Source organism: Candidatus Melainabacteria bacterium (assembly GCA_003963305.1).
GTDB lineage: Bacteria > Cyanobacteriota > Vampirovibrionia > Obscuribacterales > Obscuribacteraceae > PALSA-1081.
The window spans coordinates 401,696-427,926 of sequence record RXJR01000001.1 but is presented as its reverse complement, the minus strand read 5'-3'; the positions used below and the strand labels follow the sequence as shown (position 1 = coordinate 427,926).

General features: G+C 51.0%; 25 protein-coding genes and 1 pseudogene. 17 read left to right on the top strand and 9 right to left on the bottom strand.

Features of this window, described 5'->3' with window-relative positions; all coding sequences use genetic code 11:
• Nucleotides 1-21 precede the first annotated feature (21 nt).
• Nucleotides 22-1,296, top strand: a complete 1,275-nt coding sequence (locus EKK48_01810; protein ID RTL46098.1) for a hypothetical protein — start codon at nucleotides 22-24, stop codon at nucleotides 1,294-1,296.
• A 56-nt stretch (nucleotides 1,297-1,352) separates the two neighbouring features.
• Here EKK48_01810 and EKK48_01805 read toward each other — a convergent pair.
• Nucleotides 1,353-1,484 (bottom strand): annotated as a pseudogene (locus tag EKK48_01805) (DUF2497 domain-containing protein).
• A 1,012-nt stretch (nucleotides 1,485-2,496) separates the two neighbouring features.
• Between EKK48_01805 and EKK48_01800 the strand changes: the two are divergent.
• From EKK48_01800 to EKK48_01785, 4 genes are all read left to right on the top strand, one after another.
• Nucleotides 2,497-5,331 (top strand): tetratricopeptide repeat protein, encoded by a 2,835-nt coding sequence (locus tag EKK48_01800; protein ID RTL46097.1) that lies wholly within the window; start codon nucleotides 2,497-2,499, stop codon nucleotides 5,329-5,331.
• A 230-nt stretch (nucleotides 5,332-5,561) separates the two neighbouring features.
• Entirely contained in the window at nucleotides 5,562-5,990 is a 429-nt protein-coding gene (locus EKK48_01795) for a hypothetical protein (protein ID RTL46096.1), read from the top strand.
• Nucleotides 5,991-6,148: 158 nt separating this feature from the next.
• Nucleotides 6,149-6,382 carry a hypothetical protein gene (locus EKK48_01790; GenBank protein ID RTL46095.1) on the top strand — a complete coding sequence of 78 codons (234 nt, stop codon included), beginning with the start codon at nucleotides 6,149-6,151 and terminating at the stop codon, nucleotides 6,380-6,382.
• An 83-nt stretch (nucleotides 6,383-6,465) separates the two neighbouring features.
• Entirely contained in the window at nucleotides 6,466-7,125 is a 660-nt protein-coding gene (locus EKK48_01785) for a TetR/AcrR family transcriptional regulator (protein RTL46094.1), read from the top strand.
• An 82-nt stretch (nucleotides 7,126-7,207) separates the two neighbouring features.
• On the opposite strand, the gene EKK48_01780 is transcribed toward EKK48_01785, so the two are convergent.
• Together EKK48_01780 and EKK48_01775 are read right to left on the bottom strand one after the other, a co-directional pair.
• Nucleotides 7,208-9,223 (bottom strand): hypothetical protein, encoded by a 2,016-nt coding sequence (locus EKK48_01780; GenBank protein RTL46093.1) that lies wholly within the window; start codon nucleotides 9,221-9,223, stop codon nucleotides 7,208-7,210.
• Between the two features lie 19 nt (nucleotides 9,224-9,242).
• Complete coding sequence (locus EKK48_01775; protein ID RTL46251.1) at nucleotides 9,243-9,503, bottom strand: YggT family protein; 261 nt, start codon at nucleotides 9,501-9,503, stop codon at nucleotides 9,243-9,245.
• A 103-nt stretch (nucleotides 9,504-9,606) separates the two neighbouring features.
• Between EKK48_01775 and thiL the strand changes: the two genes are divergently transcribed.
• The 6 genes from thiL (at nucleotide 9,607) to EKK48_01745 (ending at nucleotide 14,934) form a co-directional block, all read left to right on the top strand.
• Nucleotides 9,607-10,575, top strand: a complete 969-nt coding sequence (thiL, locus tag EKK48_01770) for a thiamine-phosphate kinase (GenBank protein ID RTL46092.1) — start codon at nucleotides 9,607-9,609, stop codon at nucleotides 10,573-10,575.
• A 14-nt stretch (nucleotides 10,576-10,589) separates the two neighbouring features.
• Complete coding sequence (gene folD / locus EKK48_01765; GenBank protein ID RTL46091.1) at nucleotides 10,590-11,480, top strand: bifunctional methylenetetrahydrofolate dehydrogenase/methenyltetrahydrofolate cyclohydrolase FolD; 891 nt, start codon at nucleotides 10,590-10,592, stop codon at nucleotides 11,478-11,480.
• Nucleotides 11,470-12,090 carry a hypothetical protein gene (locus tag EKK48_01760; protein RTL46090.1) on the top strand — a complete coding sequence of 207 codons (621 nt, stop codon included), beginning with the start codon at nucleotides 11,470-11,472 and terminating at the stop codon, nucleotides 12,088-12,090. Before folD ends, EKK48_01760 begins: the two co-directional genes overlap by 11 nt.
• A gap of 40 nt (nucleotides 12,091-12,130) precedes the next feature.
• Complete coding sequence (locus tag EKK48_01755) at nucleotides 12,131-12,340, top strand: hypothetical protein (GenBank protein ID RTL46089.1); 210 nt, start codon at nucleotides 12,131-12,133, stop codon at nucleotides 12,338-12,340.
• 148 nt (nucleotides 12,341-12,488) lie between these two features.
• Nucleotides 12,489-14,132 (top strand): competence/damage-inducible protein A, encoded by a 1,644-nt coding sequence (locus tag EKK48_01750; protein ID RTL46088.1) that lies wholly within the window; start codon nucleotides 12,489-12,491, stop codon nucleotides 14,130-14,132.
• A 97-nt stretch (nucleotides 14,133-14,229) separates the two neighbouring features.
• Nucleotides 14,230-14,934, top strand: a complete 705-nt coding sequence (locus tag EKK48_01745; protein ID RTL46087.1) for a GGDEF domain-containing protein — start codon at nucleotides 14,230-14,232, stop codon at nucleotides 14,932-14,934.
• A gap of 13 nt (nucleotides 14,935-14,947) precedes the next feature.
• Here the strand turns inward: EKK48_01745 and queA are convergent, their stop codons facing one another.
• A complete protein-coding gene (gene queA, locus EKK48_01740; protein RTL46086.1) occupies nucleotides 14,948-16,072 on the bottom strand; it encodes a tRNA preQ1(34) S-adenosylmethionine ribosyltransferase-isomerase QueA in 1,125 nt (374 codons plus the stop codon).
• A gap of 34 nt (nucleotides 16,073-16,106) precedes the next feature.
• Between queA and queG the strand changes: the two genes are divergently transcribed.
• Together queG and EKK48_01730 are read left to right on the top strand one after the other, a co-directional pair.
• Nucleotides 16,107-17,258 (top strand): tRNA epoxyqueuosine(34) reductase QueG, encoded by a 1,152-nt coding sequence (gene queG / locus EKK48_01735; protein RTL46085.1) that lies wholly within the window; start codon nucleotides 16,107-16,109, stop codon nucleotides 17,256-17,258.
• Nucleotides 17,259-17,401: 143 nt separating this feature from the next.
• Nucleotides 17,402-17,749 (top strand): XRE family transcriptional regulator, encoded by a 348-nt coding sequence (locus EKK48_01730; protein RTL46250.1) that lies wholly within the window; start codon nucleotides 17,402-17,404, stop codon nucleotides 17,747-17,749.
• Between the two features lie 87 nt (nucleotides 17,750-17,836).
• Here the strand turns inward: EKK48_01730 and EKK48_01725 are convergent, their stop codons facing one another.
• From EKK48_01725 to secD, 3 genes are all read right to left on the bottom strand, one after another.
• Nucleotides 17,837-18,133 carry a hypothetical protein gene (locus EKK48_01725; GenBank protein ID RTL46084.1) on the bottom strand — a complete coding sequence of 99 codons (297 nt, stop codon included), beginning with the start codon at nucleotides 18,131-18,133 and terminating at the stop codon, nucleotides 17,837-17,839.
• Nucleotides 18,134-18,272: 139 nt separating this feature from the next.
• Nucleotides 18,273-19,229 (bottom strand): protein translocase subunit SecF, encoded by a 957-nt coding sequence (gene secF, locus EKK48_01720; GenBank protein RTL46083.1) that lies wholly within the window; start codon nucleotides 19,227-19,229, stop codon nucleotides 18,273-18,275.
• Complete coding sequence (gene secD, locus EKK48_01715; protein ID RTL46082.1) at nucleotides 19,226-20,761, bottom strand: protein translocase subunit SecD; 1,536 nt, start codon at nucleotides 20,759-20,761, stop codon at nucleotides 19,226-19,228. Before secD ends, secF begins: the two co-directional genes overlap by 4 nt.
• Before the next feature lie 265 nt (nucleotides 20,762-21,026).
• On the opposite strand from secD, the gene EKK48_01710 reads away from it, so the two are divergent.
• A complete protein-coding gene (locus tag EKK48_01710; GenBank protein ID RTL46081.1) occupies nucleotides 21,027-21,782 on the top strand; it encodes a VUT family protein in 756 nt (251 codons plus the stop codon).
• 24 nt (nucleotides 21,783-21,806) lie between these two features.
• On the opposite strand, the gene EKK48_01705 is transcribed toward EKK48_01710, so the two are convergent.
• Both EKK48_01705 and EKK48_01700 read right to left on the bottom strand, forming a co-directional pair.
• Nucleotides 21,807-22,505 carry a GGDEF domain-containing protein gene (locus EKK48_01705; protein ID RTL46080.1) on the bottom strand — a complete coding sequence of 233 codons (699 nt, stop codon included), beginning with the start codon at nucleotides 22,503-22,505 and terminating at the stop codon, nucleotides 21,807-21,809.
• A gap of 210 nt (nucleotides 22,506-22,715) precedes the next feature.
• Nucleotides 22,716-24,113 carry a hypothetical protein gene (locus EKK48_01700; GenBank protein ID RTL46079.1) on the bottom strand — a complete coding sequence of 466 codons (1,398 nt, stop codon included), beginning with the start codon at nucleotides 24,111-24,113 and terminating at the stop codon, nucleotides 22,716-22,718.
• A 213-nt stretch (nucleotides 24,114-24,326) separates the two neighbouring features.
• Here EKK48_01700 and EKK48_01695 point away from each other — a divergent pair, with 213 nt between their 5' ends.
• Genes EKK48_01695 through plsX form a run of 3 tightly spaced genes read left to right on the top strand, consistent with a single transcriptional unit; the run spans nucleotide 24,327 to nucleotide 26,231 of the window.
• On the top strand, nucleotides 24,327-24,899 hold the full coding sequence (locus tag EKK48_01695) for a DUF177 domain-containing protein (GenBank protein ID RTL46078.1): 573 nt from the start codon (nucleotides 24,327-24,329) through the stop codon (nucleotides 24,897-24,899).
• Nucleotides 24,900-24,940: 41 nt separating this feature from the next.
• A complete protein-coding gene (locus EKK48_01690) occupies nucleotides 24,941-25,132 on the top strand; it encodes a 50S ribosomal protein L32 (protein ID RTL46077.1) in 192 nt (63 codons plus the stop codon).
• A gap of 46 nt (nucleotides 25,133-25,178) precedes the next feature.
• Nucleotides 25,179-26,231: a phosphate acyltransferase PlsX gene (gene plsX, locus EKK48_01685; protein ID RTL46076.1), complete on the top strand. Its 1,053-nt coding sequence runs from the start codon at nucleotides 25,179-25,181 to the stop codon at nucleotides 26,229-26,231.

Here is a 26,231-nt window from a genome sequence, read left to right as displayed (position 1 = left end):
ATTCCGCCAGTTCACGAAGTCATGCACGGAGTCAAAATGCGTAAATTCTTGCTGTCAGCTTTGTTGTCGATGGTGACTGCCGCACCTGCTTTCGCCGATTCTCTTTTGTTGCAGAATGCCAATGTCGTTGACCCTAAAAGTAGAACGATTCAAAAGCGTGATGTCTTGATTCTTGATGGACGTATTAAGACACCCAATCCGAAATTGCCCAAGACTTATCGCACCATGAATATGAGCGGCAAGTACATTATTCCGGGCTTGATTGATTTGCATGTGCATTGCAGTGGCAATCCTTTTCCCGATGGGGAGCACGAAGATTTGAGTCCCGAGTTGACTGCGAGAGCGATGCTTTTTTCTGGCGTGGTTGCGTATCTCGATCTTTTCTATGGAGATTTTGCGCAAATTTTCAGGTCGCGGAAATTGCAACAGACCGAACCCAGTCAGCACCATCAGGAAGCAGATATCTATTGCGCTGGAACAGGATGGGGAAATTGGAATCTGACCAAAGATCCGCAAGCCGCTGTAGTGTCTTATATCGATCGATGGAAGCCTGATGTAATCAAGTTGATCTACGGACGTGAGGGACTGGACAAAGCCAATTTGCTCAAAGCTATTAAGGGGGCAAACAGTAAAAAGGTAAAGACAGTTGTGCATATCGGCTCCTGGGAACATGCACAGGATGCCATTGAAGGTGGCGCCACCGCCGTTACACATTTCTTTGATGATGAAGTAATCCCGCCGACTGTTCTGCGAGCGTGGGCTAAAGCTAAGACAATTTCAATACCAACAATGGCGGCACAGTGCGATCTTGCCAATCTGACAGCAAAGCCAGTCCTTCTGAAGAATCCCATTTTAAATGGGTTAGAGCCTTCGTCGCGCCTCTCTTCTTTTCTCCACGAAGATAAGTTCACCAAGAAAGCTTTAGAGACATTGAAGTGGCAAAAGGAAGATCGCTCTAATAACATGAAGAGTCTTAAAAAGTTGGCTGACGCGCATGTGCCTATTCTTGCCGGCTCGGATACGGGTAATCTGGGGACAATTCAAGGTTTTTCGCTCCACCGGGAGATCAAAATTATGCAGGATGCCGGCTATCCTGCTTGGGATGCGTTGGCGTCAGCGACTACGCGAGCTGCGGACTTCTTAGGACGACCTTCTGGTATCAGAGATGGTGATGTAGCCGAGCTGGTAATTTTGGATGCTAATCCAATTCAAGACATCGCTAATACGATGAAGATTAACGGTGTTGTTCATCATGGAAATCTCATAGATCGCTCTTCACTTGTCCCCAAGCATTGATTGAGCGTGCAGCTAAAAAGTAAGAGCCAGCCGGTCGGCTGGCTCTTTGGTCTTTTTTACAGCGACGCCGGAATCGGTGGCGGAGGCGGCGGTGGAGGTGGTGGGGGTGGAGGCGGTGGCGGTGGTGGAGGCGGGGGCGGAGGTGGTGGTGGAGGAGGAGGAGGAGGAGGAGGAGGAGGCGGCGGTGGGTAATAGCCTCCGTGTCCCGGATGCACCACTGGTTGCGTGGGCGGTGGGTTCTGTTGAGTTGGGAAAATTACAGGTTGCGGGTTGTTGTGATGGTGTCCGGCGGTCAGGGCGACAGGCACTGCGATCGCTGTTGCGATTACAGCACCGATAGCAACGATCACCGCAATCTTTGTGAGCGTCTTGCGATCGGGTTTAACGGCACCCATCTTCACACAAGTAGGAGAAAGCGTCAGTTTCTTGACTTGTGCCTGCGTTGAATCGATCAGAGTTTTGTAAGCACGCGGTGAGTGAATTGTTCTCACTGCACTCATTTGAATGGTTTGTCCCGCGATTGAGACATGATCTTGTGTAAGTTCCGATATTGCACCTTTGATGGTCTTGCCGTCGAGTAAATCGACACTTTCAGGGCAATTTTCGCTTGTTAAAGTCCCCAGACCAGGTCCGTCGTTGAACCACGAAGTCACTTCGGTGTGCGCTCTTCCGTTTGAAATCGTTGTTGTTGGTTTGACAAGAATTCCTTGCAACAAGTCCTGGGTTTGCGCCGAAAGCTGCGCTTTTCCAGAAATTGTTATAGTGCTTCCACTGATTGACGCGAATCCCTCTACGAGGAGCAGCGCACCCACCTTGTTTACAGGGGCTTTGCCCTGTAGTGTGAGACCGTCTCCCGCTTCGGCGAACACGTGAATCGGTAACAGCAGCTGCAGTAAAAGCAGAATGCTGAGAATCGATGCCACTACTTTCACAAAAACCCTCCAGGATCTATTGGTTGACAAGCATTGCGGGCTCGTCAGAGAGCAGTATTCGTGGTTCTAAGCGGCGGGTCAATGACGATGTCAGGATGAATGTGCGATGATGGCACTTATGCGTAACCACCAATGCGGCTAAGAGGGCAACCTGTGAGGCTCCGAAATCGGCGATAATGCAGTCGACATTCAGATTAATATTTCTTATGTCGTAAAAAAGCATGCAGTTTTGCTCCTAAAACTGGCGATAAGTGAGTTTTGATAAATAATGATTTTGAAAAAAATCGACATGTCTGGAGAAGTAAAACGAATGATTAGCGCAATTACTTCGGCGAGTAGATCGGCAAAGTGTCAACGGTTGCGGCGAGTGTTAACACTGGCGGGCGCCATGATTCTGGTGACTGGCGATCCGCATCCCGGCATGGCTTCGGATTTGCAGGGTGCGAAGACTGGCATGACTTCTAACTCTAAAATCGCGCAGACTGTGCCGGTTGGAAGTGGCATCGTAAAGCCTCCTGTGCCTGCTAAGCCTCTTCAACAGGTGACTTCGTTCAGAAATGCGGTGGGAAGCAAGCAGCTCACTTTTACAATGCATGGCGACGGTGTGCTCACTAAAACCGTGCAGCTGTCATTGACCAATACTACAAATAAGCCGTTGCGCGTTGTCATTCCCGCTAACGAAATTTTCAACCCAAATAGCCCTGCTTCTCAGACGATGATGTCGGCACGCGATCGCCTCGTCTTGATTCCGCCTAATACCACTGTTTCCACTGATTTGCCGACGTTGTGCGTTTCGCCGAGAAGCGTGCCGCCACCGCCACCATCGGGTGTTAACTATTCAGTTGGGAATTATCCTGACGCCGGTGAGTGGAAATCTTTTGCCGCCATCAACGCTGCTGCTGACCAGTTAAGCAGGCAAGGAAAATTCGATAATATCCACCTCAGTGATGTCAGAGGCACCATCGCGCAGTTTGCCGTATGGACCAAATTGGGACGGAAGTCGCAAAATCCGAACGATAAAGTCGATGAGAACACTTTTGCTGAACAGTACTTAAAAACATTAGGTGCTGAATACAAGCGGGACCCCGATAAAACAAAGAAGAAGTTTGGCGACTCATTTGAATTTGGCGCTGGCGGCATGGTCGTCGTTAAGGATCAAAAGAAGAAAAAAGAGATAGAGACTGCCAGCACAGCAATTTTTTCAGCTATCGATCTGACTTTGAACTTGAGCGATGATCCGAAACTGAAAGTACCTGGATTGCCGGGGGCTTCCAACTGGGAAACCTGCGTTCAAGTCGGTGAGCGTGCTTTCGAGAAGGGCGATTATGTCGAAGCGGAAGAGTTGTTGAATGCTGCTCTCGAGGAGGCTGAGAAATTTGGTGAAGGTGATCTTCGTCTTGCCACAACTCTTATTGATTTAGCGCGTGTCAGCACAGACCAGGGCAAGTATGCGGAGGCTCAGCCGAAGCTCGAACGCGCTTTGAGAATTCAAAATAAAGTAGCACCAGATTCGCCAGATGTAGCTGTGACCGAAAATTCCCTGGGTCTCTTGAACCTGCATATGGCTCGCCGTGATGCCGGCGGGAAGGGCATTTCGACTGATACAAAGACAACATTCGATGACGCCGAGCGCTACTTCTTAAAAGCCCGTGAATTGCGTACGAAAGTTCTCGGTGCTAGTTCTGCCGAGGTCGGCGAAACTCTCAACAATCTTGCCTACTTATACATCCTTGAAGACCGAGGCAGTGAGGCTCGACCGCTTTTGGATCAGGCTCTTGCGATTCGCTTGAAAGCATTTGGTCCAGATAGTCCGGAAGTTGGCGAGGTCAACAAGAATATCGGTTCTCTCTACGAGAAGCAGGGCAAATATCCGCTTGCCGAAAAGTTTTACAAGAATGCGCTGGTCATTGACGTGAAAGCACTCGGCAAAGAGCATCCATATGTTGCCACCATATTGGATGGCTTATCGAACCTTGCTCGTTTGCAAGATAAGACAGAAGAAGCCAGCAGTTTTAACAGCGCAGCTAAGGAAATTCGTAAAGTCAGCCTGGGGCAAAACGTAGACTTATTGGCGGCTTTGCCTGACGACTACGAGGCTCTGACGCGGATCAAGAATTTTGCTCAGGAAACTGACAAGATCGAAGCCAATACACAAATTTTCAAAGGTTTGATTGTTGAGAAGCCGAAGTCAAACAAACCGATCAAAGATAAGTGGGCTCTTGTCATAGGTGTTAGCCGGTTCAAAGACCCTTCGATGAATCTGCGTTATTCAGACAAGGACGCTCTTGCCTTCTACAATTATCTGATCAAGGACGCGCACTTCCGCCCTGATCACGTCCGCCTTCTGTTGAATGAGAAGGCTACACGCGAAAACATCATGTCGCAAATTGGTGACAAGTGGTTGGTGCGCGTGACCGGTCCTGATGACCTCGTTGTAATCTATTTTTCTGGACACGGCAGCCCTTCCACGCTTGACCAGAAGGGTGTTAATTACCTCGTTGCTTACAATACTGACAAAAACAGCCTCTTCAGTACCGGCATCAATCTCAAAGAATTCGCGGGATTAGTTCATGACCGAGTCAACTCGGAACGTGTCGTAATGGTGATGGATGCTTGTCATAGCGGTGCCGCCAGTGCTACTAAAGGTTTGACTCGCATTCACAATATGGATGCAGAATCGGTGGCACAAGGAACCGGGCAACTGGTGATTTGCTCCAGCGAACCGTCCCAGGTTTCATGGGAGTCTGAACGTTATCCAAACGGCGTTTTCACGCACTATCTAATCGAAGGCTTGAAGCTGAAAGGTCCGAACACGCCGCTTGGGGACGCATACGAGTATATGAAGAATAAGGTGCGCGAAGAAGTAGCTTTCGATCGCAAGGAACAGCAAGTTCCAGTTATCCGCAGTCACTGGGAAGGAAAGGACCTCGTCATGGGCGCGCCTCCAAGTGAAATTCGCCCGAGCTTGCCGCCTGATCCAAATGAAATTAGCACTGAATCTCCGAATGATGTGCAAATCGGTACTAAGGGCTTGGCGCCTAAGAAGCCGTCACCAGTGCAAGGAAAGGGTGCGACGGTTCGCCCGCCCGCCGGAAAAATTTAGCACGCACGCGCGACGAGTGCAGAGCTGTCCGCATCCTGAGTGTATGGACCGCACGCGTCCCGCGTGCTGGCTGGACGGTATCCGGAGTGCATGGAACGCACGCGTCCCGCGTCCATCGACGGGTTGTGCGGTAAAAATGTTCAATTTCATACCGAAGAGACTGGTCAGGAAAACTACCATTTATAGTCAATATTCACAATGTATGGGCGATTTCTGCGGCTTATCGTCCCTTGACAAATCAAATTAGACTAATTAGTATGATTTTAGAAGCTAACGAGGTGGATACTTCAATGATTGGACAAACAGAGATGCCGAGCAAGGCAATGACAAATAAGGCAATTAAATCCCCTATGACTGAACAATCAAGACCCTGGCCTCCTTATGATGACGAACCAGTTGCTACCGAAGGACGTGAATCCACAGAAGTTAGACCATTGTTGGACTCGCGGAAATTGGAATCTCGGAAATCAAAATCCAGCGGCGGGTCTCATATGTATGCTTTGTCATTCATTATTCCTGCCACAACTGTTTCGGCAATTTACTTACCAGATGCGATTCAATCTGGGAATTGTGCGCTTGCAACGATTCCTGCAGTGCTTGCGGGCTGCACAGCATTTGGGTTGTATCGATTTTGCAAATTTATCAAGCACAGAAAATAGTGCGGACTGGAAACAAATAAGGTATGGGCAAGAACTCGCGGCGCTTGAATCACCATCAAGCGCTTTCGGGCCAGTGCTCTCGCTGTCGAATTAACCCTGCTCATGGTCTTAAGCGAGAGTACTTTCTTTATAATCAGGAAATACTCAGAGCTAGACGAATGGAACCATCACTTAGTCCGCCTCAAAAGACTTTGCGAACTACAAACACCGGATTCGCCCTGATGGTGTTGGCTGTCTTTGTAGGAGTCTTATACGGCGCTATCCAGTCGGAGCAAGAGCCGCGTTATGGACAATTGGGAATAGATTGTGTTGCTACAAAATCAGAACGAGCCAGCAATCCCTTGATATACGATGGTGCTCGCCGCTTGGAAGTGCTGGTTTACCGGAGATAACTGAGTCCACCAACAATGTGTTACCGTGTTAGACTCATTAGTATGATTCACTAAAAACGTATGGTAGTGGCAGAACTAAAGCTATGTCCAGAGCGATCAATAGAACAAACAAACCGCACGGACTATCGGTCGCGCACGATGAAACCGATCGCGCTAAGCACAAGCGCGAAAAGATCATGCAAGGAGCCTTGAGAACGTTCCTGAGCTATGGATACTCCGCGAGCATGGATGCAATTGCTGCCGAAGCTGGAGTTGCTAAACAGACTTTGTACAGCTACTTCAACAATAAGGAAGACCTGTTCGCCGCTCTGATGGATCGTCTTCTCGAACACTTTGTAGATGCGGGAATGAAACCGGAATTGCGTTCACTGCCAACGCAAGCATTCTTGCGAAAACTGGCACAGATTACGCTTTCGCAAATGGATGACTGGGAGTATGTCTCCATGCTTCGCCTGGTTATAGGCGAATCAGGCAGATTTCCACAACTCTCGGAAGTGTATTTGACTCGATTGGTGAATCCGGGAATTCAAAAACTTACTCACTACATCAAAGAAAACGATGAACTTGCTTTTGGTGACCCAGAAGCAGTTGCGCGCATTATGCACGGTGCGTTGATCAACTTCATTATTTCCCAGGAGGTACTGGGCGGTAAGCACACGATGCCAATGTCGCGCGAACGAGTGATCAACTCGCTCATCGATATGGTTCTTTTTGCCGCACAGCAGAGCGCACAATCGCGCTGATAGTTGCGCTGAGGTGCACGCGAGACGCGTGCGCTCCATGAACGGGTGCGAGGTGCACGCGTCTCGCGTGCGGTCCATGGGGTCAGGTGGCTGACAGAAGATCCATTCCGCGTCCAGCCACAATCACAACCTGGTCCTTCATGGACACTGCGGATGCTGCCTCGATTGTTTGCACTGATGTTACTACTTTCGGTGCAGACGGATTTTTGAAGTCGATGAACGTGGCAAGGTCCTTGCCGTCCGGAGTACGACCCACGGCCACTGCTGTTCGATTGTACGCGGCCAGCGCCGCGCCGTCATGCGGCAAATCGGCTGAACCCAGTACGTGCAGATCCTTTTCGTCTTTGGACAAGATCAGACAAAATCCTTTTGAGGTTTGATCGATGGCGGAGATGACGATAAAGTCATCGAGAAGTACGACATCGCGCACGCCAAGATTCTCGAAATGGCGGCTTCCAACAAGTTCCGCCTTTTCGCCTAATTTGTACAGTGAAACATCATTGATTCCACCAAGCAAAATTGCGCCACCACCGGCGGAGGCGCGAGCAAAGACGCCGGGTACTTCAAAGACCTTTTCAGCGCTCAGGCTATTTGAATACACCTGGAATTTGTTCAAGCTAGTGGTGTTCTTCTTTGTTCCATCCTTGAGTACATAAGCCCGTTGTTGCTGTTTATCGAAGCACAATTGCTGTCCTGTGATTTTGACCGTAGCGATTGTGTCGTTCAGTTTGTCCATCTTGCGCAAAAGAATCGAATCTTTTGTCAGACAAATGACATAGCTGCCGGCACCGACTACTGACTTGACGGAACTCGTTAAGCTGGCAACGGAAGAGAGCGCCGGGTGGCTCGGTTGCTGGATGTTGTACAGTTTCAGGTCGGCGCCTGCCAGGACGACGGAGTCACCCCACGTCGCGAGGCTGGATGCCGGTAGTCGTGGAATTGAATAGTTGTATGCAAATGCCCAGTTAGTACCGACCTGTGAGAGCATTTGCACGCCAGCCCAACCTGAAGCTACATAGACGTTTTTGCCGAATAGCGAGACGCTGGAGTGAGAGCCGTATCCGCCATTCTGTTTTTCCAGGGTGATAACTTGTTCCCTGGTGAGAGTTTTGTTTTTGTTGAAGAGAAGCGACGCCAGCATACGGTCGTTGCTCGACTCTCCAAAAATCATGAAACGGTCTTTCTGTGCCGATGCGTCGAACACATTCAGCATCGGGTCAAGAGGCATTTCTGACACCATGCGCAGTTGCGGCTCCAGCGCGATTGATTTTGCTACACAGGCACCACCCGATGCTCCCAGTGCTGAGCTGGTACCAGCGATGATGGCAGCATCTTTGAATCTTGCCATTGCCTTGAAGTCACCTTCAAGCTTTACTGTGGCTCTGGTGGTGGGAGTTCGAGGATCGATCAATCCGAAATATTGAAGCTGCGAGTTGCTTCCACCTTCCAAAACGAGCAGATTGCGATCTTGCAGATCCATCAATGTTGCAGGCATCTCTGCTGTGATGGTTGAGAGCGGAGTCGCATCCATCTTTGCACCTTTAGTGCCGGCGTTATAAACGGCAATCAGATTTTCGCCTGCTGTTGAAGTGCCGGCTACGCAAACGAGGTCCAGGCTTGCGGCGATGCAAGTTGCTTCAGAAAATCGGTCGAGCGCAACTGATGTGAGAATCGATGGATCCGTAATTGGTGTCAAATTGACTGTGACGAGAGCGTACTGCGCTTCTGAGTTTTCCGACGCAGACAATACAAGTGCGTAGGCGCGTCCTAGATACACTTTGAAATCGACGATTTTCTTTCCCAGTCCGCCAAGCTCTGCAATCACTTTTGGTGGCGTTTTAGGATTGCTGGGCTTGCGCAAATCGACTATGGCAAGGCGTCCGTATTCGTCGGCGATGCAGCAGAAGCCCTTGTCTGCCATTCCCAGTCTGTCAGGCACAATTGCTGGAGGCCAGTCCAGCCTGGCCAGTGAATGCGGTCCAGCCTTGACTGGTTCGACTTTGGCTTTCTTAGCCAGCGCTGCGACACAATTGAATCCGGGGGCGAGTGTTGCCAGTCCTGCTAGATTCCCTAACAAGAACGATCTGCGAGAAAGCATTGAAGAATTTCTGACCTGCTCAGGGGAGAAGATGAGACACTAGCATTTCTACGCCCTGCAAGACAAATATCGCGATCATCGGAGATAAGTCTATGTTGCCGATTGGCGGAATAAGTTTGCGGAACGGCGCAATGATTGGCTGTACGCATTGGTCCAGCGCTTTGAATGGTTGATCGTACCAGCGAATGTTTGGAAACCAACTCAGCAAGCACCAAACTATAACGAGTAAATTAACAAGTTGGAGAAAGCCAATTACTATTTGTGCAATGGATGACACAATTCACCTGACTTTGGAATAATTCCGTTTTCTACGCGTTCTGAACGTCCCTATGTGCCAGATTGTAGCACCAACAACGGCGAGCGCGCCGTTCAAAGGCTTTTAAATGTCCGCAGAAAAACGCTTTTTTACACGCGAGCACGAACTGGTCGGAGCAATCAAGTCATGGACGGAAAGCCCGTTTATCGGTGATGACTGTGCTGTCGTTTCTGATGGAGATTTGTTGACGACTGACATGCTCGTTGAAGGCACGCACTTTTTGCTGCCTTTGATTTCCATGCGCGATCTGGGCTGGAAATCCATTGCCGTCAATTTAAGCGATATCGCGGCCATGGCTGGGCGACCTCGCAACATATTGGTCGGCATCACTGTGCCGCCCCACGTGGATAAGTCGGCTTTCCAGCAGCTCTATGAGGGCATGATCGACTGCTCCAGGACCTACGGAGCTCAGATTGTGGGCGGCGACCTGACCAAAGGCGCTGCTTTGACGCTCAGCATAACGGTGCAGGGAAAAGTGCATGAGAACGGCTGTTTACTGCGTTCTGGTGCTCAGAGCGGTGACATTGTCGTGGTCACTGGTGATTTTGGTGCAAGTCGCGCCGGGCTGTGGGTTTTATTGAATCAGCTAAACAATTCCAGTCAGTTTCCGCACTCCATCTCGGCTCATGTGCATCCGCTGCCACGGCTTTGTGAGTCCTGGTCCTTGATTCGACGCACCGGTAGCCGCGGAGCGCTCATGGATGCGAGTGACGGTCTGGCTGATGCCCTGACGCAGATTTGCCGCGCCAGCAATGTCGGTATGGATATAGATTTAGAAAAGTTACCGATTGACGTTGAAACTCTCTCAGTTGCGCATATAGCGGGCGCTGACCCGTTAGACTGGGCGCTGTACGGTGGGGAAGATTATGAATTGGTAGGTTGCATACCCGAAAGCCGGTTGAAAGACTGGGTCGAAGACAATCCCTTCAAAGTGATTGGTGTTGTAACCGCCGCTGATGAAATAAATTTGAAGTCTGGCGATAAGACTGCGTTGCAGTTAGACCTTTCCAAATGTTTTGAGCAAATTGAATTTTAGAGGAGCCTGAAGCAATGGTTTTGCAGGAACAATCGGTAGGACAGGTTATGGACGGAAAGGCGCTTGCTGCTTCGGTTCGCGAAGAACTCAAAGAGAAGGTCGCCAAAATCGTGGAGTCTGGCAAGCGTCGCCCCGGGCTCGCCGTCGTTCTTGTCGGCGATGACAAAGCCAGTGCCCTGTACGTTAAGAACAAAACTTCTTCGTGCAAGAAAGTCGGCATCGAAAGTTTTATGCATACGTTTCCGGCAAACACCGATATGGAAACACTTCTGGCTTGCATCAGAAGCTTGAATCAATCAGATGTTGTCGATGGAATTTTGGTTCAACTGCCTTTGCCGAAGCATCTTTCAGCAGATGTGGTTTTGGAAGTTCTCGATCCCGACAAAGACGTCGATGGTTTGACGACGGAGAGCATGGGGCGATTGTTTGCCGGTAAGACTGGCTTGCGACCTTGCACTCCTGTTGGTGTCATGGCTTTGCTCGACCGATATAAAGTTGAAATTGAAGGCAAGAATGCGGTCGTAATTGGTCGCTCAAACTTGGTCGGTAAGCCTATCGCGATTCTCTTGCAGCAAAAAAATGCCACCGTGACGATGTGCCACAGCCGTACAAAAGATCTGGATAAGATTTGCCAGAATGCGGATATTCTCGTGGTTGCAGCTGGTCAGCGTGAGTTCGTAAAAGGCTCCTGGATAAAGCCGGGTTCTACCGTTATCGATGTTGGCATACACCACACTCAAGGTCCAGACGGCGAATCGATTGTCTCAGGTGATGTGCAATATGCCGACGCAGCGAAGCTTGCTCGATTCATCACGCCCGTTCCAGGCGGCGTCGGTCCGATGACTGTGGCGATGCTCCTCGCCAACACGATTACCGCATACGAGCGTCGAACCGGTGGCAAGTGAGCGCGTCTCCAGACAACGATTGCCTCTGTGGGCAGCCCTGCTCATATTCTTTGTCGTATTGACAATCGGCTCCGTCAGCGCGACGGCGTTTTCATGGTTGATGTTGGCACGTCAGATTGTCATCGACGTTAATGTGCCTGAAAAAATGCAGGCGACAGCGCAGAAGATAGCCCAGTTTCCGCAACCGTTGCCAGAAGGTTACAAGTACTTGATGGCTGCGAATTTCGAGATCATGCAATGTATGGTGATCGAGCACGAACCGAGCGGGCAGCAAATTGCCTTTTACTCCTTGCCCGGGCCAACCACCGATAAGGATTCCAAGATTTTTCTCGATCGGGCCTTTGAGGCAGGAATCAACACCACTTATCTGGCTGCCAAGTTTCATGAAGTGAAATCAAATGGCACCATACCCCTGCTCGGTCAACAGATGAACTATTTGCTGGGTGAGTTTACTGACTTGTCAACCAACCACAAGGGTGATGGGTTCGTGGCCACAATTGGCCTTAACAAAGCCGCAAAAAACATTCTTATTTACTCATATCCAGTTCGGGACCACGCGTACAATCAACAAGTGACGATGAACCTGCTAAATTCTCTGAAAGGATTTTGAGCAGGTTGATTGAGTAAGGTTGTCATAAGGAGCTAGACGCATGAGCGCACCCACCCACAAGGATCCCAGCCAGACCTGGCTGATCTTCTTTTTCGTCTGCTTCACAATCACGGTCGGTATGATTGGTCTCTGGGCCTGCTTCTCGTACAAGGTTGACGACGCAACCGCTCCAGCCGGTGGTGGTGGACATGGGCACGGCATGATTTTGCCCGAGCAAATTCCGAATCCAGCTCCCATTTTCATCAGTTAGCTCGACGCCCCGTGCGTCACGCTGTTCGGACTTTGCGTCATGACGAGCAGAAGTGTATCGGCGCACAAACGGATTGGGTATTCAACGTACAAACGATTCCGAGGGCGGTCTGTGCAGCAATCAGGCTGAACGACTGAGTTAGGACTTTATGGCTACAGCAGAAACATTGTCAATCGGTACGGAACTCCTGCTTGGAGACGTACTCGATACGAACGCCCAGTTTCTCGCGATCGAGCTTGCTCAGCTTGGCATCAACTGCTTTTTCCGCACCACTGTTGGCGACAACAAGGAGCGTATCCATTCAATTCTGCGCGCTGCGCTGAACCGCGCCGATATAGTCATTACAACTGGCGGACTCGGTCCAACACCTGATGATCTGACCACTGAATCAATAGCCGATTTTTTCGGCGCTGAGATGGTGCTCGACGAAGCGGTGCTGGCACATATTCAAAAGCTCTTTGCGGCGCGCAATTTTGCCATGCCTGAGTCAAACAACAAACAGGCTCTTCTGCCTGTGGGCGCGAACTGGCTGCCCAACCCGAGAGGAACCGCACCGGGAATTGTCTGGAAGGTCTCTGAGTCTGACTTGCGCAAAGCAGAAATAGTCGATCCCTCCAGACCACGCACAATTCTTACTTTCCCGGGTGTGCCTTCCGAGATGAAGGCTATGTGGGCTGAGACGGCGCGCCCATATCTGCAGGCGAATTTTGTTGAGGGCACACTCTGGTCGTGCGAGTTGAAGCATTACGGTATCGGCGAATCAGCCCTGGCTGAAAAATATGCACATCTTCTTAGTAACGCCAATCCATCAGTGGCACCCTATGCTGGTCTTGGAGAATGTCGGTTGCGGGTTGCAGCCAAAGCTGCCACCATAGACGATGCCAAAAAAATTGCCGCTCCGGTTATTGAGGAAATCACGAAGAACAGTGGCAATCTTTGTTATGGCACAGACAAAGAAACTCTGGAATCAGTCGTCGGCAAGTACCTGACGCAGCGTGAGATGACTCTGTCGACTGCCGAATCGTGCACTGGCGGCTATGTAAGCAAGAGACTGACAGATGTGCCAGGCAGCTCTCTGTACACCACCTTAAACGTCGTCACATACTCAAATCAAGCCAAACATAAAATTCTCGGCGTCTCAGAATCGATATTGAAAGAGTACGGCGCAGTCAGCCCTCAGTGCGCCAAAGCCATGGCTCTCGGGGTGATGAAGTTCTCCCAGGCTGACATCGGAGTCAGCGTCACAGGTATCGCCGGACCAGATGGTGGAACAGATGACAAGCCGGTCGGCTTAGTTTATTTCGGGCTGGCAGCAAAAGGATTTCTCGCCTGCAAGGAAGTTCGTTTCAGCAGCAAATACAGCCGGGAAGAAGTGCGCTATCGCTCCGCCAGTGAGGCACTGAATATGGTGCGACTGTACCTGATCGATCCCCAGTCTTTTGAGAATGAGCATGTTGGAGATGTTCTCAGGCTGAATTATTTTATGAAAATCACGCGCGGCATCGTGCCCCAGTTCAAGGGCTGCGAATTGGATGTCGATAAGATGCCCCGAGACGAGGCGGAAAAGCTGCGCGAGCTGGTCGAACTGAGCGGCATCCTTTCAGTTCGTAACGGATTTGTGGAGCGAGCCGGCAATCTGGTGAGCTGGAAATTAATTGTGGAGTCTGCCGCCGGAACCCACACGGTGGCGTCCAGGGCGGGCGATCCGGAGCATGACGCCGAGGAGTCAGAACTCGACTTGACCGAACTTCTCGATTTTCTTGGTGCATATTTAGAAGAAAAGATGCCTTGAGGCTTTTAGTTTTAGCGAAGATCGCTTAAGCTAGGCGCTGGGACTTGATTGAAGTCGACCAGACGAAGGCGGGTCGGCACTGGAGTAGGGCAGAAAAATGCCAAAAGACGACGAAGATTTTGTCGGCAGAGACAACTTATTTCATCGACGAGTGTCGGATGTACGCAATAAGGTCGGATTAAACATCAACGAAGCAGAAGCTCTCGACTTGATTCGTAATCCTGGAAAGCCGAATATTTTTTCCCAGCCGCAGGTTCAACACGAAGATCTGACCGAAGAGGAAATCGATCGCCGGGCTTTCTTCGATCAGGATACCCCCACCTTCAACTTCCGCTATATGCTGCGTTCTCTGCGTCGCGAGCTGACCCGCGCTCGCCGATATAAGCGCGCTCTTTCGGTGTGTGTCGTCGTCATAGACGGCTATGCTGATATCTTTTACCAGTACGGCGTGCTGGCACGCGAGAGCGTTGTTAACAGCGCCGCTGAGACATTGATTCGGGCTTGTCGGGCTGACGTAGACATGGTTGGTCGTTACGGCGAGGACCGTTTCTTGCTGATTTTGCCTGAAACCCCAATCGAGGGCGCCGGCATACTGGCTGAGAGGATTCGCGCTAAGTTTCAGGACCAGAGCGTTATGGCTCAATGGAACAGAATCAAGCTTTCGGCGAGCATCGGCATTTGCCAATTTCCGGATGCCCAGGGGCTGGAAGAAATCATCGCTCAGGCGGAAATCGCTGCCGAAATCGTCATGGCTAAAGGTGGTAATGGCGTCTGCGTTGATATCCTGGCAGAGTCGACCTGAAACAGTCATTTTCTTAGAGAATCAGCATCGCATCGCCGTAACTGTAGAAGCGATAGCGCCGTTCGATAGCTTCATTGTATGCCTTGAGAATTTTATCGCGACCGGCAAAGGCGCTCACTAAAACCAGCAAGCTGGACTTGCTGAGGTGGAAGTTTGTGATCATTGCATCGACTATCTTGAACTCGTACCCAGGTTTGACAAATAAATGAGTGACGCCATCTTCTATAGGTTCAATTGTGCCGTGTGCACCGGCTGTTTCGAGGGCTCTCAGAGATGTGGTTCCGACGGCGATAACGCGCCGCATCTCGGACTTCGCCAGATTTATGGCAGCGGCCGTTTCTGCCGAAATCGAGAATCGTTCCGGTTCTATTTTGTGTTCTTCCAGTGAATTATTGATCGGTTTGAATGTGCCCGCACCGACGTGCAGAGTCAAGTAATGAACCAGCACTCCCTGGCTCTTAAGTCGCTCCAGGAGCGCCTCTGTGAAGTGCAGTCCGGCAGTCGGCGCTGCCACCGCCCCTGGTTCTTGTGCGAACACGGTTTGATAACGATTCAAGTCCGTTTCTCTTGAATGTGATTCGTTTGGATCTGCCGTTGCCTTTTCATAGTTGCGCAGAATGTAGGGTGGCAGAGGCGCGTATCCGGCTTGGTTCAATAACTGCCAGGCGTTGTCTGGTTCACCCAGATCTACAATCAGACGCTTAAATCCGTCGAATCCAACGTCGATATCGGCAACTGTGATTTGGAACTCTTTGCCTTTGTCGCTGGCAACGCTAAGCTTCTCACCCGGTTTGAGGCGTTTGATCGGGGTGACCATCGCTTCCCATTGGCGAGGTGAGCTGCCCGATTGTTTCAGCAAGAGTAATTTAATTGTGCCACCACTCTGGCGCTTCGCAATCACGCGAGCAGGCAAAACTTTAGTGTTGTTCAAAATCAACACATCACCAGCCTTCAGAAAATCGCTGAGGTCGGCAAACGTCTTATGTTCAGTTTCGCCCGTCGACTTGTTTAAGTGAAGCAGCCGGGAACTGGCTCTTTCGCGCAGCGGTTCCTGGGCTATTAATTCGAACGGCAAATCATATTCGAAGTCTTCGAGGCGGAAGGATTCTTCAGTTGCTTTGGTTGAAAGATCAGACACCGTGAAACATTCCTGATTGGTTTAAACTGGGCGAATGGGTATGAAGCAGAAAATTTTCGAAGTCGCTCAATCGTTAGGCTTTCACCGCACTGTGATTGGTTCGATTGAACCGATGGATGCGGAACGCAAGCAGTACGAGCATTGGCTTGCACAGGGATATGCCGCCGGCATGGAGTACTTGAAACGCAATCCTCATTTTAGAACATCGCCGCAACTTCTTTATCCAAACAGTCGTTCCGCAATCATCGTTTCGGTGAGTTACTTTACACAGTTGCCGCCCGACCCTGGTCCCTGTTACGGACGAGTAGCCAGATACGCAGTCGGGCTTGACTACCATCCCGTGATCAGGGCTCGTCTGCGAGAGCTGAAGTCACGAATCGAAGCTGAGATAGGGCGCCCTTTGATTGGAAAGCCCTTTACCGATGATGTTGCCCTCTACGAACAAGCATATGCAGCACGGCACGGGCTCGGGTTCTCCGGCAAAAACACGATGATTATTGGGCCGAAGCTATCCGGTTCATACTATTTCATCGCTGAGCTGTTCACAGATCTCGAACTTGATGCAGATGAGCCATATAGAGGTACCTGCGGCGCTTGCTTTCGCTGCGGCGAAGCCTGCCCAACCAGGGCCATTGTTGAGGCGGGTCAGATCGATGCAAATTTGTGTATTTCCTATCTGACAATCGAGAATAAAGGAGAGATTCCCGTTCATCTACGCTCAGCGCTCGGACGCTGGGTTTTTGGATGTGACATTTGCCAGGACGTGTGCCCTTACAATCAATCACCGCCGGAAGCGCCATGGTCAGAGTTTCAGCCTGGTTCGGGAAGTGGGCATTATCTGGATCTCCGTCAGATTCTTCGCATACATGACGACAACGAGTTTACCGTGCGTTTTGGTGCAACCAGTCCCTTGCGCCGACCGAAACGTTTGGGACTGGTTCGCAATGCGCTTGTCGTGCTGGGAAACAGCTTGCAGCGTTGTGTCGTGGAAGGCGATGAGAATAGTGCGCGAACGATTGAGAATGAATTGTCGGCTTTTGTCGAGCGCGAACAAAATCCCCTTTTGCTGGAACATGCACTCTGGGCTCTCTCCCGGAGTGCTCACGGGGCAACGCTTCTCAGACCATTGTTGGATAAGATGGTCGACCCCGCGATCCGCGGCAAGCTTTGTGAATACATGCTCTGATACTTTTATCCGGTGTGCTGGATTTTGTAGTCACTATTCTGCGGATAGAAGATCACCCTGTTGGGTGACAGGGACAATTTTGTTTGGGTGAAAAGATAGAAGTGGCGAAATTGGCTATAGGGGGGCATCCCGTGCACGATCAATTGGTATTTGCTTTGTCTTTAATTCTTCGAGAGAGACGCGAGTTTCTCGAAATTTCTCAGAGTGATCTTGCCAGGAAGAGCGGATTGCATCGCTCTTACATCGGCGATCTCGAACGTGGTTCGCGAAACATCTCGGTAAAAAACTTGAGTCGCCTGTCGTCAGCCCTGGAGGTGCCGGCTTCAAAAGTTATGGCTATGGCGGAAAAGCGCATGTCTGTTGATGGTCCATACAAACTCAAGAAAAAGAAAGCAGCAGCTCCAGCGAAACCTACTCGTATGGCCGCTAAGCCCGCTGCGAAACCCGCCGCTAAGGCCGCAAAGTCATCTGCGAAGCGTAAAGCAAAATAGGATCAGCTCTGCTTAGCTAAGTTACCTGGAGCGACAACGAAAATCGCTTGCATCGCGTTGACTTGCATCGCATCGACTCGGGATCGTTTAGTCGCGCTTGTGTTTGTTGATCAGCTCTGTAAGCGAGTCGATAATCACCTGGTCGCTCTTATGCTGCCAATCCAGTGCTGTCAGTAAATCTTGACGGGACATGATGCCTTTGGAGAGCACCAGCTCGCCGAAGGGCATGCCGCTCGACTCTTGCTCTTTGATTAATTCTTCGAGCTGAGCCAGGGTAATCATGCCGTGCTTAAGAAGCAGCTCGCCCAATTTCTCTGGGCGGGTGAGAAGCTCCCATTTATCTTCATCTGAGATTGGCGTGTGGTGCTTTTCTTGGTCGTCCATCTGCTTAATCCGTCGGCTTACCTTTACAAGGGGATCCCTTCCGGCTGATAAAACGCCTTCTCTGAATATTCCCACATAGAGGATAGAACAACTACGGGAAAAGAAACAGGTGTTTGAAGGTCAGTTTGTGTGAGTAATTTCAGGCTGTCTTGACTTTGCGTCCTTGCTTCATCTCGCGCCAGACGACAAGTAGGCAGCTGGCGTTGAAAATGGACGAGTAAGTTCCCGAGATGACTCCAATCAGCATCGCCAGCACGAAATCGCGGGTGGTGACGCCGCCTAGCAGGTACAGGGCAGTGAGAGTGATGATTACTGTCAGAGACGTGTAGATGGATCGTGCCAGGGTCTGGTTGACGCTATCGTTGGCGACATCACCGAAAGTCTTCTTGTAGTCGCCACGCACCGGGTCTGTTGCTTTGCTGCCGACATATTTTGCATTCTCTCGTATACGGTCGAAGACAACGATAGTGTCATGTACAGAGAAACCGATGACGGTGAGAATGGCGCTTATAAAGAGGCTGTCGACTTCAGTGCCGATGGCCAAGCCGAGAATTGCAAAGATGCCGCAGAGGGCGAGAACGTCGTGCACGAGCGCAACAATGGCGCAGATGGCGTAATCGAATTTAAATCGGTATGAAATGTAGGCCACCATCATGCCAAAGGTAATCAACATCGCTACCAGACCGCTCTGCAACAGTTCAGGTCCAATAGTGGCGCTCACCTTGTCGACTGAAAGCACCTTGAAGTCGCCAAGCTTCGATCTCAAGTTTTCGTCAAGTTTTCGTTTTTCTGCTTCATCGTCGAGGGCACGTGTACGCATGACGACTACTTCTTTGCCGCCTATTTCTGCTTGTTGCACCTGTGAGCCTGCCAGATCTGAGCTCTCAAGCACACTGCGAACCGTTTCGAGAGGGGCTGGTTTCTCAAATTGATATTGCAGGATGGAACCGCCGGTAAAGTCGATGCCCAGCTTCAGAGGAGCATGGAACTGCTGCAGGCACATGACGATGCCAATCAGTCCGGGAAGCAAAATCGCTCCGGAGATGCCAAACCAGATCCATCTGTATTTGACTAAATCTACGATGCCCTTTTTCACACTGCCTCCTTGGCCTTCACGTTGCTTTTCTTCTGATCGAATTTCGTACCGAACATTCCCCACTGTTTTGGTACCAGGTGGAGCAATGCTCTCGTTGCGGTAATGGCTGTGAACATCGAGACCGCGACCCCGATTGCAAGTGTCACGGCGAATCCTTTCACGATTGATGTGCCGAACATCATCATCACACCGCAGGCGATCATACTGTTGACGTTACTGTCGAAAATCGAGCTGAATGCTCTTCCGAAGCCGTTTTCAATGGCTCCGTATAGAGACTTGCCGGCTCGCAATTCTTCTTTTGTTCGTTCGAAAATGAGAATGTTTGCGTCTACCGCCATCCCGATTGAGAGAATGAAACCGGCTATACCAGCCAATGTGAGAGTGACGGGGATGGCCTGGAAAATAGCCAGAGTGGCAATCGTGTAGAGAATCAAGGCCGTGTCGGCAATGAACCCCGGTACTCCGTAGACAGCGATCATGAAGACCATGACGCAGGCGATACCAACACCACCGGCAACCAGACTCTTATGAATCGAGTCCTGACCGAGAGTAGCGCCCACTGTACGTTCTTCCAGAATTTTGACGGGTACAGGCAGTGCACCGGCATTCAATTTCACTGAAAGGTCGACGGCCTGATCTTTGTTGAAGTTACCTGTGATTTCGCCGGTGCCACCAAGAATCGGTTCACGCACCGTCACACCACGATACTCAGTGATTGGAACGGGTCTACCGTCTTGACCACGATCAGTCGGCTCTCCATCGAGGAAGATACCGATTTGCTTTCCGACAAGGCGCGAAGTCAACTCGCCGAATTTTTTTGCACCATCGGGTTTGAACTCGAAAGATACTCGCCACAAACCACCTGATACCATCGGTGAAGCCTGCGCATGTTTGAAATCGGCACCGGTGAGACCTACATCTTTCCAGGTCATCAAGCCGTTCGGCAGTACTTCCAGCTCTTTAAATTCGAGCAGGGCGGTGGTGCCGATTCTGTCTTTTGCTTGTTGGGGATCTTTGATGCCGGGAAGTTCGACGATCAGTCGATCTTTTCCGGAGCGCTGCACCAGGGTCTCAGACACACCGAGGCTGTTGATGCGGTTGTTGATGACAGTCTCGACTCCTCTCATCACTTCGGGCGTGATTTCTGTCACTGCCTGCGACGGCAATGCTTGCAGAACTAGCTGGCTGCCTCCGCGCAAGTCGAGACCGAGCTTGAGGCTCGTGAAAAGAACATAACCATTGACTTTGTGAAGAATCTGAATGTTGTTGGCAAGTTGTGCCTCATCCAGCAAGCGCTTCTGCGCGTCTTCTTTCTCGTATTCGTTCATTTTCGCGAAGTTCGGCAATGCCTGAATTCGCTTGTCAACTTCTGCTCTCAGCTCATTGGAAGGAAGATTGCCCAGTGCGATCCAGTCGTTGACCGTCTTTTCCGGTTCGACGTGAAACAACGTCACGAGCGACCAGCCCAGCGCGATGATGACTGCGATTGGCTTCCAATCTTTGATGAGTGGACCGGAGCGATTTTTTGCCATTGGTTAGTAAATTCCGTACAAACAACGCCTTCATTCTATCGCAGCCCTGCCGGCTCCCTGCCAAGGTGAAACAATCTCATAAGGTGTTGGCACTGGCTGGATCACTCTTCCGATGCCCATTGCTGCTGTCGTTAACAGTTTGCAGATTCTGGTGCGGGAAGGTCCGGTCGTGATGTGAACTAAGCTTTATAGTCCGCGGCGCTGCCGGAGCTGGGGATGCGCTAACGTTGATTTATAAGTGCAGTATCACGATCGCGACCTGACAATGCCGAACCTACTAGTTAAAGATGAGCGTTCCATTCAGGCGAATCGTCGCAATGATGCTGATGGTTGCTTGCCCGCCAGAGAATCGATTAGCTCGCTTTATACCTTTATCGTTGCTGCATACATTTGCGTGATCGTGCTTTCGATCAGTGCCTCGTCCAAGTTCATAGCCATGGGACCATTCACCATATGTGGTCGCACGACGATATGGCCGCTTACATTTGTGCTTAGTAATATCTTCACCGACGTTTACGGATACAGGCGGTCCAGGCGCATTATCTGGGCCGGGCTTGCTGCGCAGATTTTCACGGCCTTGGTTTACTGGGGCTTGGGAGTTCTTCCCGGAGCGGACTTCTGGCACAACCAGGGTGCTTACGATCAGATTCTTGGACAGGGTCCTCGCATTGTGCTGGCCACAGTTTTTGCTTACCTGGTCGGCGAATACATAACGGCTGTGGGCGTTTCGAAAATGAAATTCGCCCAGCGCGGAAAGTCAGGAGGGGCGCAATATCTGCGTTTCCTTTCTTGCACTACGGTGGGAGAATTTTGGGATACGTTGCTCTTCTATGTGATCGGATTTATTGGAGTGGTGCCTTTATCCGAACTGGGCAAGACAATGATCTGCATTTATCTGGTGAAGATTGCTTACGAGGCGGTCATGCTGCCTGTCAGCGCAATGCTGGCCGAGTATGTCAAACGCGCTGAACGCATCGATGTGACTGATGGCCCTGAGACGAATTACGCGATGTTTAGCTAGCTGGGTCGCTTTCCGCCCTGCGTGCTATACCGTGCAGACGCGGTCACCGCCGCGATTTTCCGCCATTTCCATGGCTTCCAGACCTCTCATCAGCAGTTCATCATGTTCGCGAGCATGAGCCGGGAAAGCAGCCAGACCAACGCTAGCTGTGACTTTGACATTGGACCAGTTGTGCGTGATTGTTTGCGTGCCGATGCGCTGGCGAATTCTTTCAGCCACGATAGAGGCGCCCGAGGCGTTCGTTTCCGGAAATATAATAGCGAATTGATCTGCGCTGTATCGAGCTGGAATGTCGACGTCTCTGATAGCGCCTCGCAACACCCCTCCAATCGCCTTCAAAACAGCATCGGCGGTCAGTGCTCCATACTGTCTGCTCAGTTCTTTGAATCCGTCGATGGTCACCATACACAGTGCCACTGGACGCTTGTAGCGTTTGGCGCGCTTCAGCTCATCCTTCATTTCTTTGATGAAAGTTCGCGAATTGTAGAGATCGGTTAGAGTGTCAAGCAAAGCCAGTCTTTCAATCTCTTCGCCTTTCACGTTTGACATGCGCGTCTCTGTGCTGGTGAGCAAAGAGCGTTGCTCAAGTTCCTTGACGCGCTCGATAACTTGCTGGTCCATAAAAGCTTTGCTGCCAAGTGCGGCTTTGTGCGGTGAATTTTCTAGAACCCGACAAAACATGCAGGTTCTTCCACTACAAATATGATCGTTGCGCCCCACCATTTGAATCTAACCTTCCTAATTTCGCAGAGATATAGCTATTCGCTACTTTCCCGGGGGCCGACAGCCTGAAACCCCAGACCACAGTATAGAGGAATTTAAGGGCTGCAACCATACGGGTGCCCCAGTTGACAGGGGGCAGGTCCGTGGCAGAGGCAGAGGCAGAGGCAGCGACTTTATCACTCATCTGACCTCTAACGCCTCTTATGAGCCCTATTCTTCGACCAGTTCGCCTCCGACCACCACAGCTCGTCCGTCCACGAACAGATCTTGCAGCCGGGACTTACCGTGCACAAGCAGGTCGTAAGGATTCTCTGTTCCATGCGTCCTGTGCTCAAGTTTGAAAACAGCTATGTCGGCCAGCTTGTCAGGCTCTATGGTGCCGATTTCATGATTGAGGTTGAGTATTCGGGCTGCATCACGAGTCATGCTTCCAATAATTCTTTCGGAGGTCCACTGCAATTCGGGATTAGCGGCCCGGTGAAGATCAACTGCAAAGCGAGCTTCGTTGAGCATGTTCAAATCGTCGTTCGACGCCAGTCCGTCAGTGCCAAGGGCAAATTCGATCTCAGCTGCCTGCAGTTTTTCGATGGCGGCGCGCCCGTTTCGCAATTTAGCGTTGCTGCGCGGGCAATGCGCCACTTTCACCTGGCACTGAGTCAGTAATTTGACATCGTCTTCGTCTAAGTGAACGGCATGGGCGGCAATGAGGTTGTTGTCCAGCAATCCATAATTTTTCAAATGTTTTGTTGGCGAGAGACCTCGACCCTTCCAGCGTATCTGACTCAACTCCTCCAGGATGCCTTTGTCGTTTAAGGGCAGAGCGGGATTGAATAGCCTTTTGACAAATGTCAGATATTCGTCGACCCGCCTGTTCTCGGACTTAATCCATTCACATTCATGGCGCGACTCCGAAAGGTGCGCCAGAAGCGGCAGACCCTTTTCTTGCGCCCAGGTCGCTGCTTTCAGCCATAAGGTCGGGCACACCGTATATGGTGCGTGTGGGGCGACTGTCAGTTTGATTTTTCCTGTCGCTGTGGCAACGCGAGAGCGCGATTCTGTGGTGTTTTTGAGTGTGTCGTATCGGTTCAGCCAGTGCCCCCAGACGGCGTTCGCTTCATCATCGCGCAGTCCGAACAGCTCGAGCCCGACCACTGCCCGCAACCCGGTGTCAGCCAGGGCATGAACAGACAGACCGCTGAATGAACTGTCGACTATGCAAGTAGTTCCGGAAAGGGCTGCTTCCCTGGCGCCGTAAGCGGCTGAACTGCGCCATTGCTCCGGGCTCCACCTGGAAGATCTTTCGACCAGCCCGCAAATCCAGTCGAACATGCCCGATTCGACATCTGAGCAGCGCAGCGCGGAATAATCGAGATGCGTATGCAGATTGATAAATCCCGGCAATATGATGGCATCGCCGTAATCATGCGGCTCTTCAGGGAGTTGTTCGAGGAACTGGGGCGGATATTTGTAGCTCAGTTCTTCTTTGAACAGCACGTCAACAATAGTGTCTCCTTCAATGACGACTGCCGCGTCTTTGAGAGGCGGTCCCGACACAGGCAGGACCCAGCGAGCGGAAATTATGCGACAGTCGCTCGGGTCAGGCGGCATTGATTCCTCTAAATATCGTTGGCAAGCGCGAATGGGCACTTGTGTTGTATATTATCCATCGTCAAGCGTGCAGTTCAGCGGGTAATGCAATCGTCACGCAGCACGGCTGTCGCAGTCGATATTGCCAGCCTGTTTGAAGCGAGGACCGGTCTGTCTGAGCGGGGAGGCGTTATTCGCCTCTAATGTCGTTTTCGGCGATTCCAAGGTGCTTTTGTGAAAGTCCAGATTGACGATTTAAAAGGGATGCCGCACCACAGGCTCGATTTTGTTTTTCGCGAAGATTTGCGTGAGACTCAAGCGATTAAACCGGCGGTGGGTGAACTTTCTGCCATCTGGAGCCCATCTGGCGTGCGGGTCGAGGGGCAAATCACGACGCTTCTCAAATTGAATTGTGATCGTTGCCTGAATCCATATTTTCAAAGTTTGAGTATCGACATTGATGAGCGCTTCGTTCAGACGACTTTTCTCGGGCGAGACTTCGAAAAGAACGAAAAGCACGACGGCGAGCTGCTCCATGACGATTTTGTCGAGCCGATCCCTGACGATGGGCTGCTTGACATCACAGACGTTGTGTATCAAGCTGTAACGTTGGCAACACCCACTTACTGCCTTTGCGGTGAGCAGTGCCCGGGCACCCCAGGACCCGCCACTGGCGGCGCTTCTGGCGGTAAAGCGGCGGCTAAATCTGGCGCCGGGACGTCGAAAACAGACGACCGTCCGATAGATCCGCGCTGGAAGAACTTAAAGACTCTGTTTCCAAATGAAGATTCCAAAGAAAATTCGTAGATAATAATCAGTTCCGGACCGATGGAGGATTCCAGCTACTCATGGCTCAGCCTAAGAAAAAGACATCACATCAGAAGCAGCACCAGCGCAGAGCGCACTGGAAAGCTGAATTGACCACCTTGACTAACTGCACGAACTGCGGTGTTACTTGCCGTCCGCATCATGTCTGCACTTCTTGCGGATATTATTCCGGTCGTCCAGCCCGTCGTGAAGAAAGAGTTCAAGGCACATAATCATTGAGCTGAGCGCTCGGCGCTTGGCAGCACTTGGGAGTCAGGAATGATTCGTATAGCAGTGGACGCCATGGGTGGCGACTACGCACCGCGCGAGGTAGTTCATGGCGCGGTGCTTGCTGCAAGAGAATATGGTGTCGCGATTCAACTCGTCGGCGTACCAGAAGCGATTCAGTCTGAACTGAAGAGGCATTCGACCGCCGGTCTGGAAATCTCCATTGTGCCGGCGACAGAAATCGTGGCAATGGATGAAAAGCCCAGCAGAGCGGTTACTCGCAAGAAGGATTCATCCATAGTCGTCACTACCAAGCAAGTCGCCGAAGGGCTGGCCGACGGCATGGTTGCGGCGGGTTCAACTGGAGCAGCTGCAGTTGCCGCTCAAATCGGGCTGGGGCGCATAAAAAATGTAGATCGGTCGGCGATCGCTTGCTTGATGCCGACGTGCACTCCCAATCGTTGCATCGTCATCGATGTGGGCGCGAATGTCGAATGCGATCCCAATCAGCTTTTACAGTTTGGTTTGATGGGCTCCATTCTCGCAAAAGGCTTGATGAATATTGACAAGCCTACTGTCGGATTGCTCAATATCGGCACGGAAGAGACCAAGGGCAATCAGTTAGTTCAGGATGCTTACAAGCTTTTAAAAGAACACGCCAATATCAATTTCATTGGCTTCGTTGAAGGTCGAGACTTCCCAATGGGGAAATGCAACGTCGTCGTCACCGATGGTTTCACCGGAAACGTTGCTTTGAAGACCGCTGAAGGCATCTCGAAAATGATTACTGTTATGCTGCGCCATGAATTGTTGCGCACCGTACCGGGAAGATTGGCTTCGGTTATGGCAAAACCTGCCCTTATCGCTTTGAAGCAACGCATCGACTACAACGAAGCCGGTGGCGCTTTGCTGGTCGGCGTCAAAGGTGTTTGTGTCATTGCTCATGGTGGCTCCCGATCGGTTGCCATCAAAAACGCTATTCGTGTCGCCAAAGACATGGTGGTGGCAGATGTGGTGCGCAAGATCGAAACAACGCTAAACGTAACGACAGTCTCTGCGTTGAGCGCGGCTTGTCTTGCCATTAGCCTGGGTTGCATAACGTGA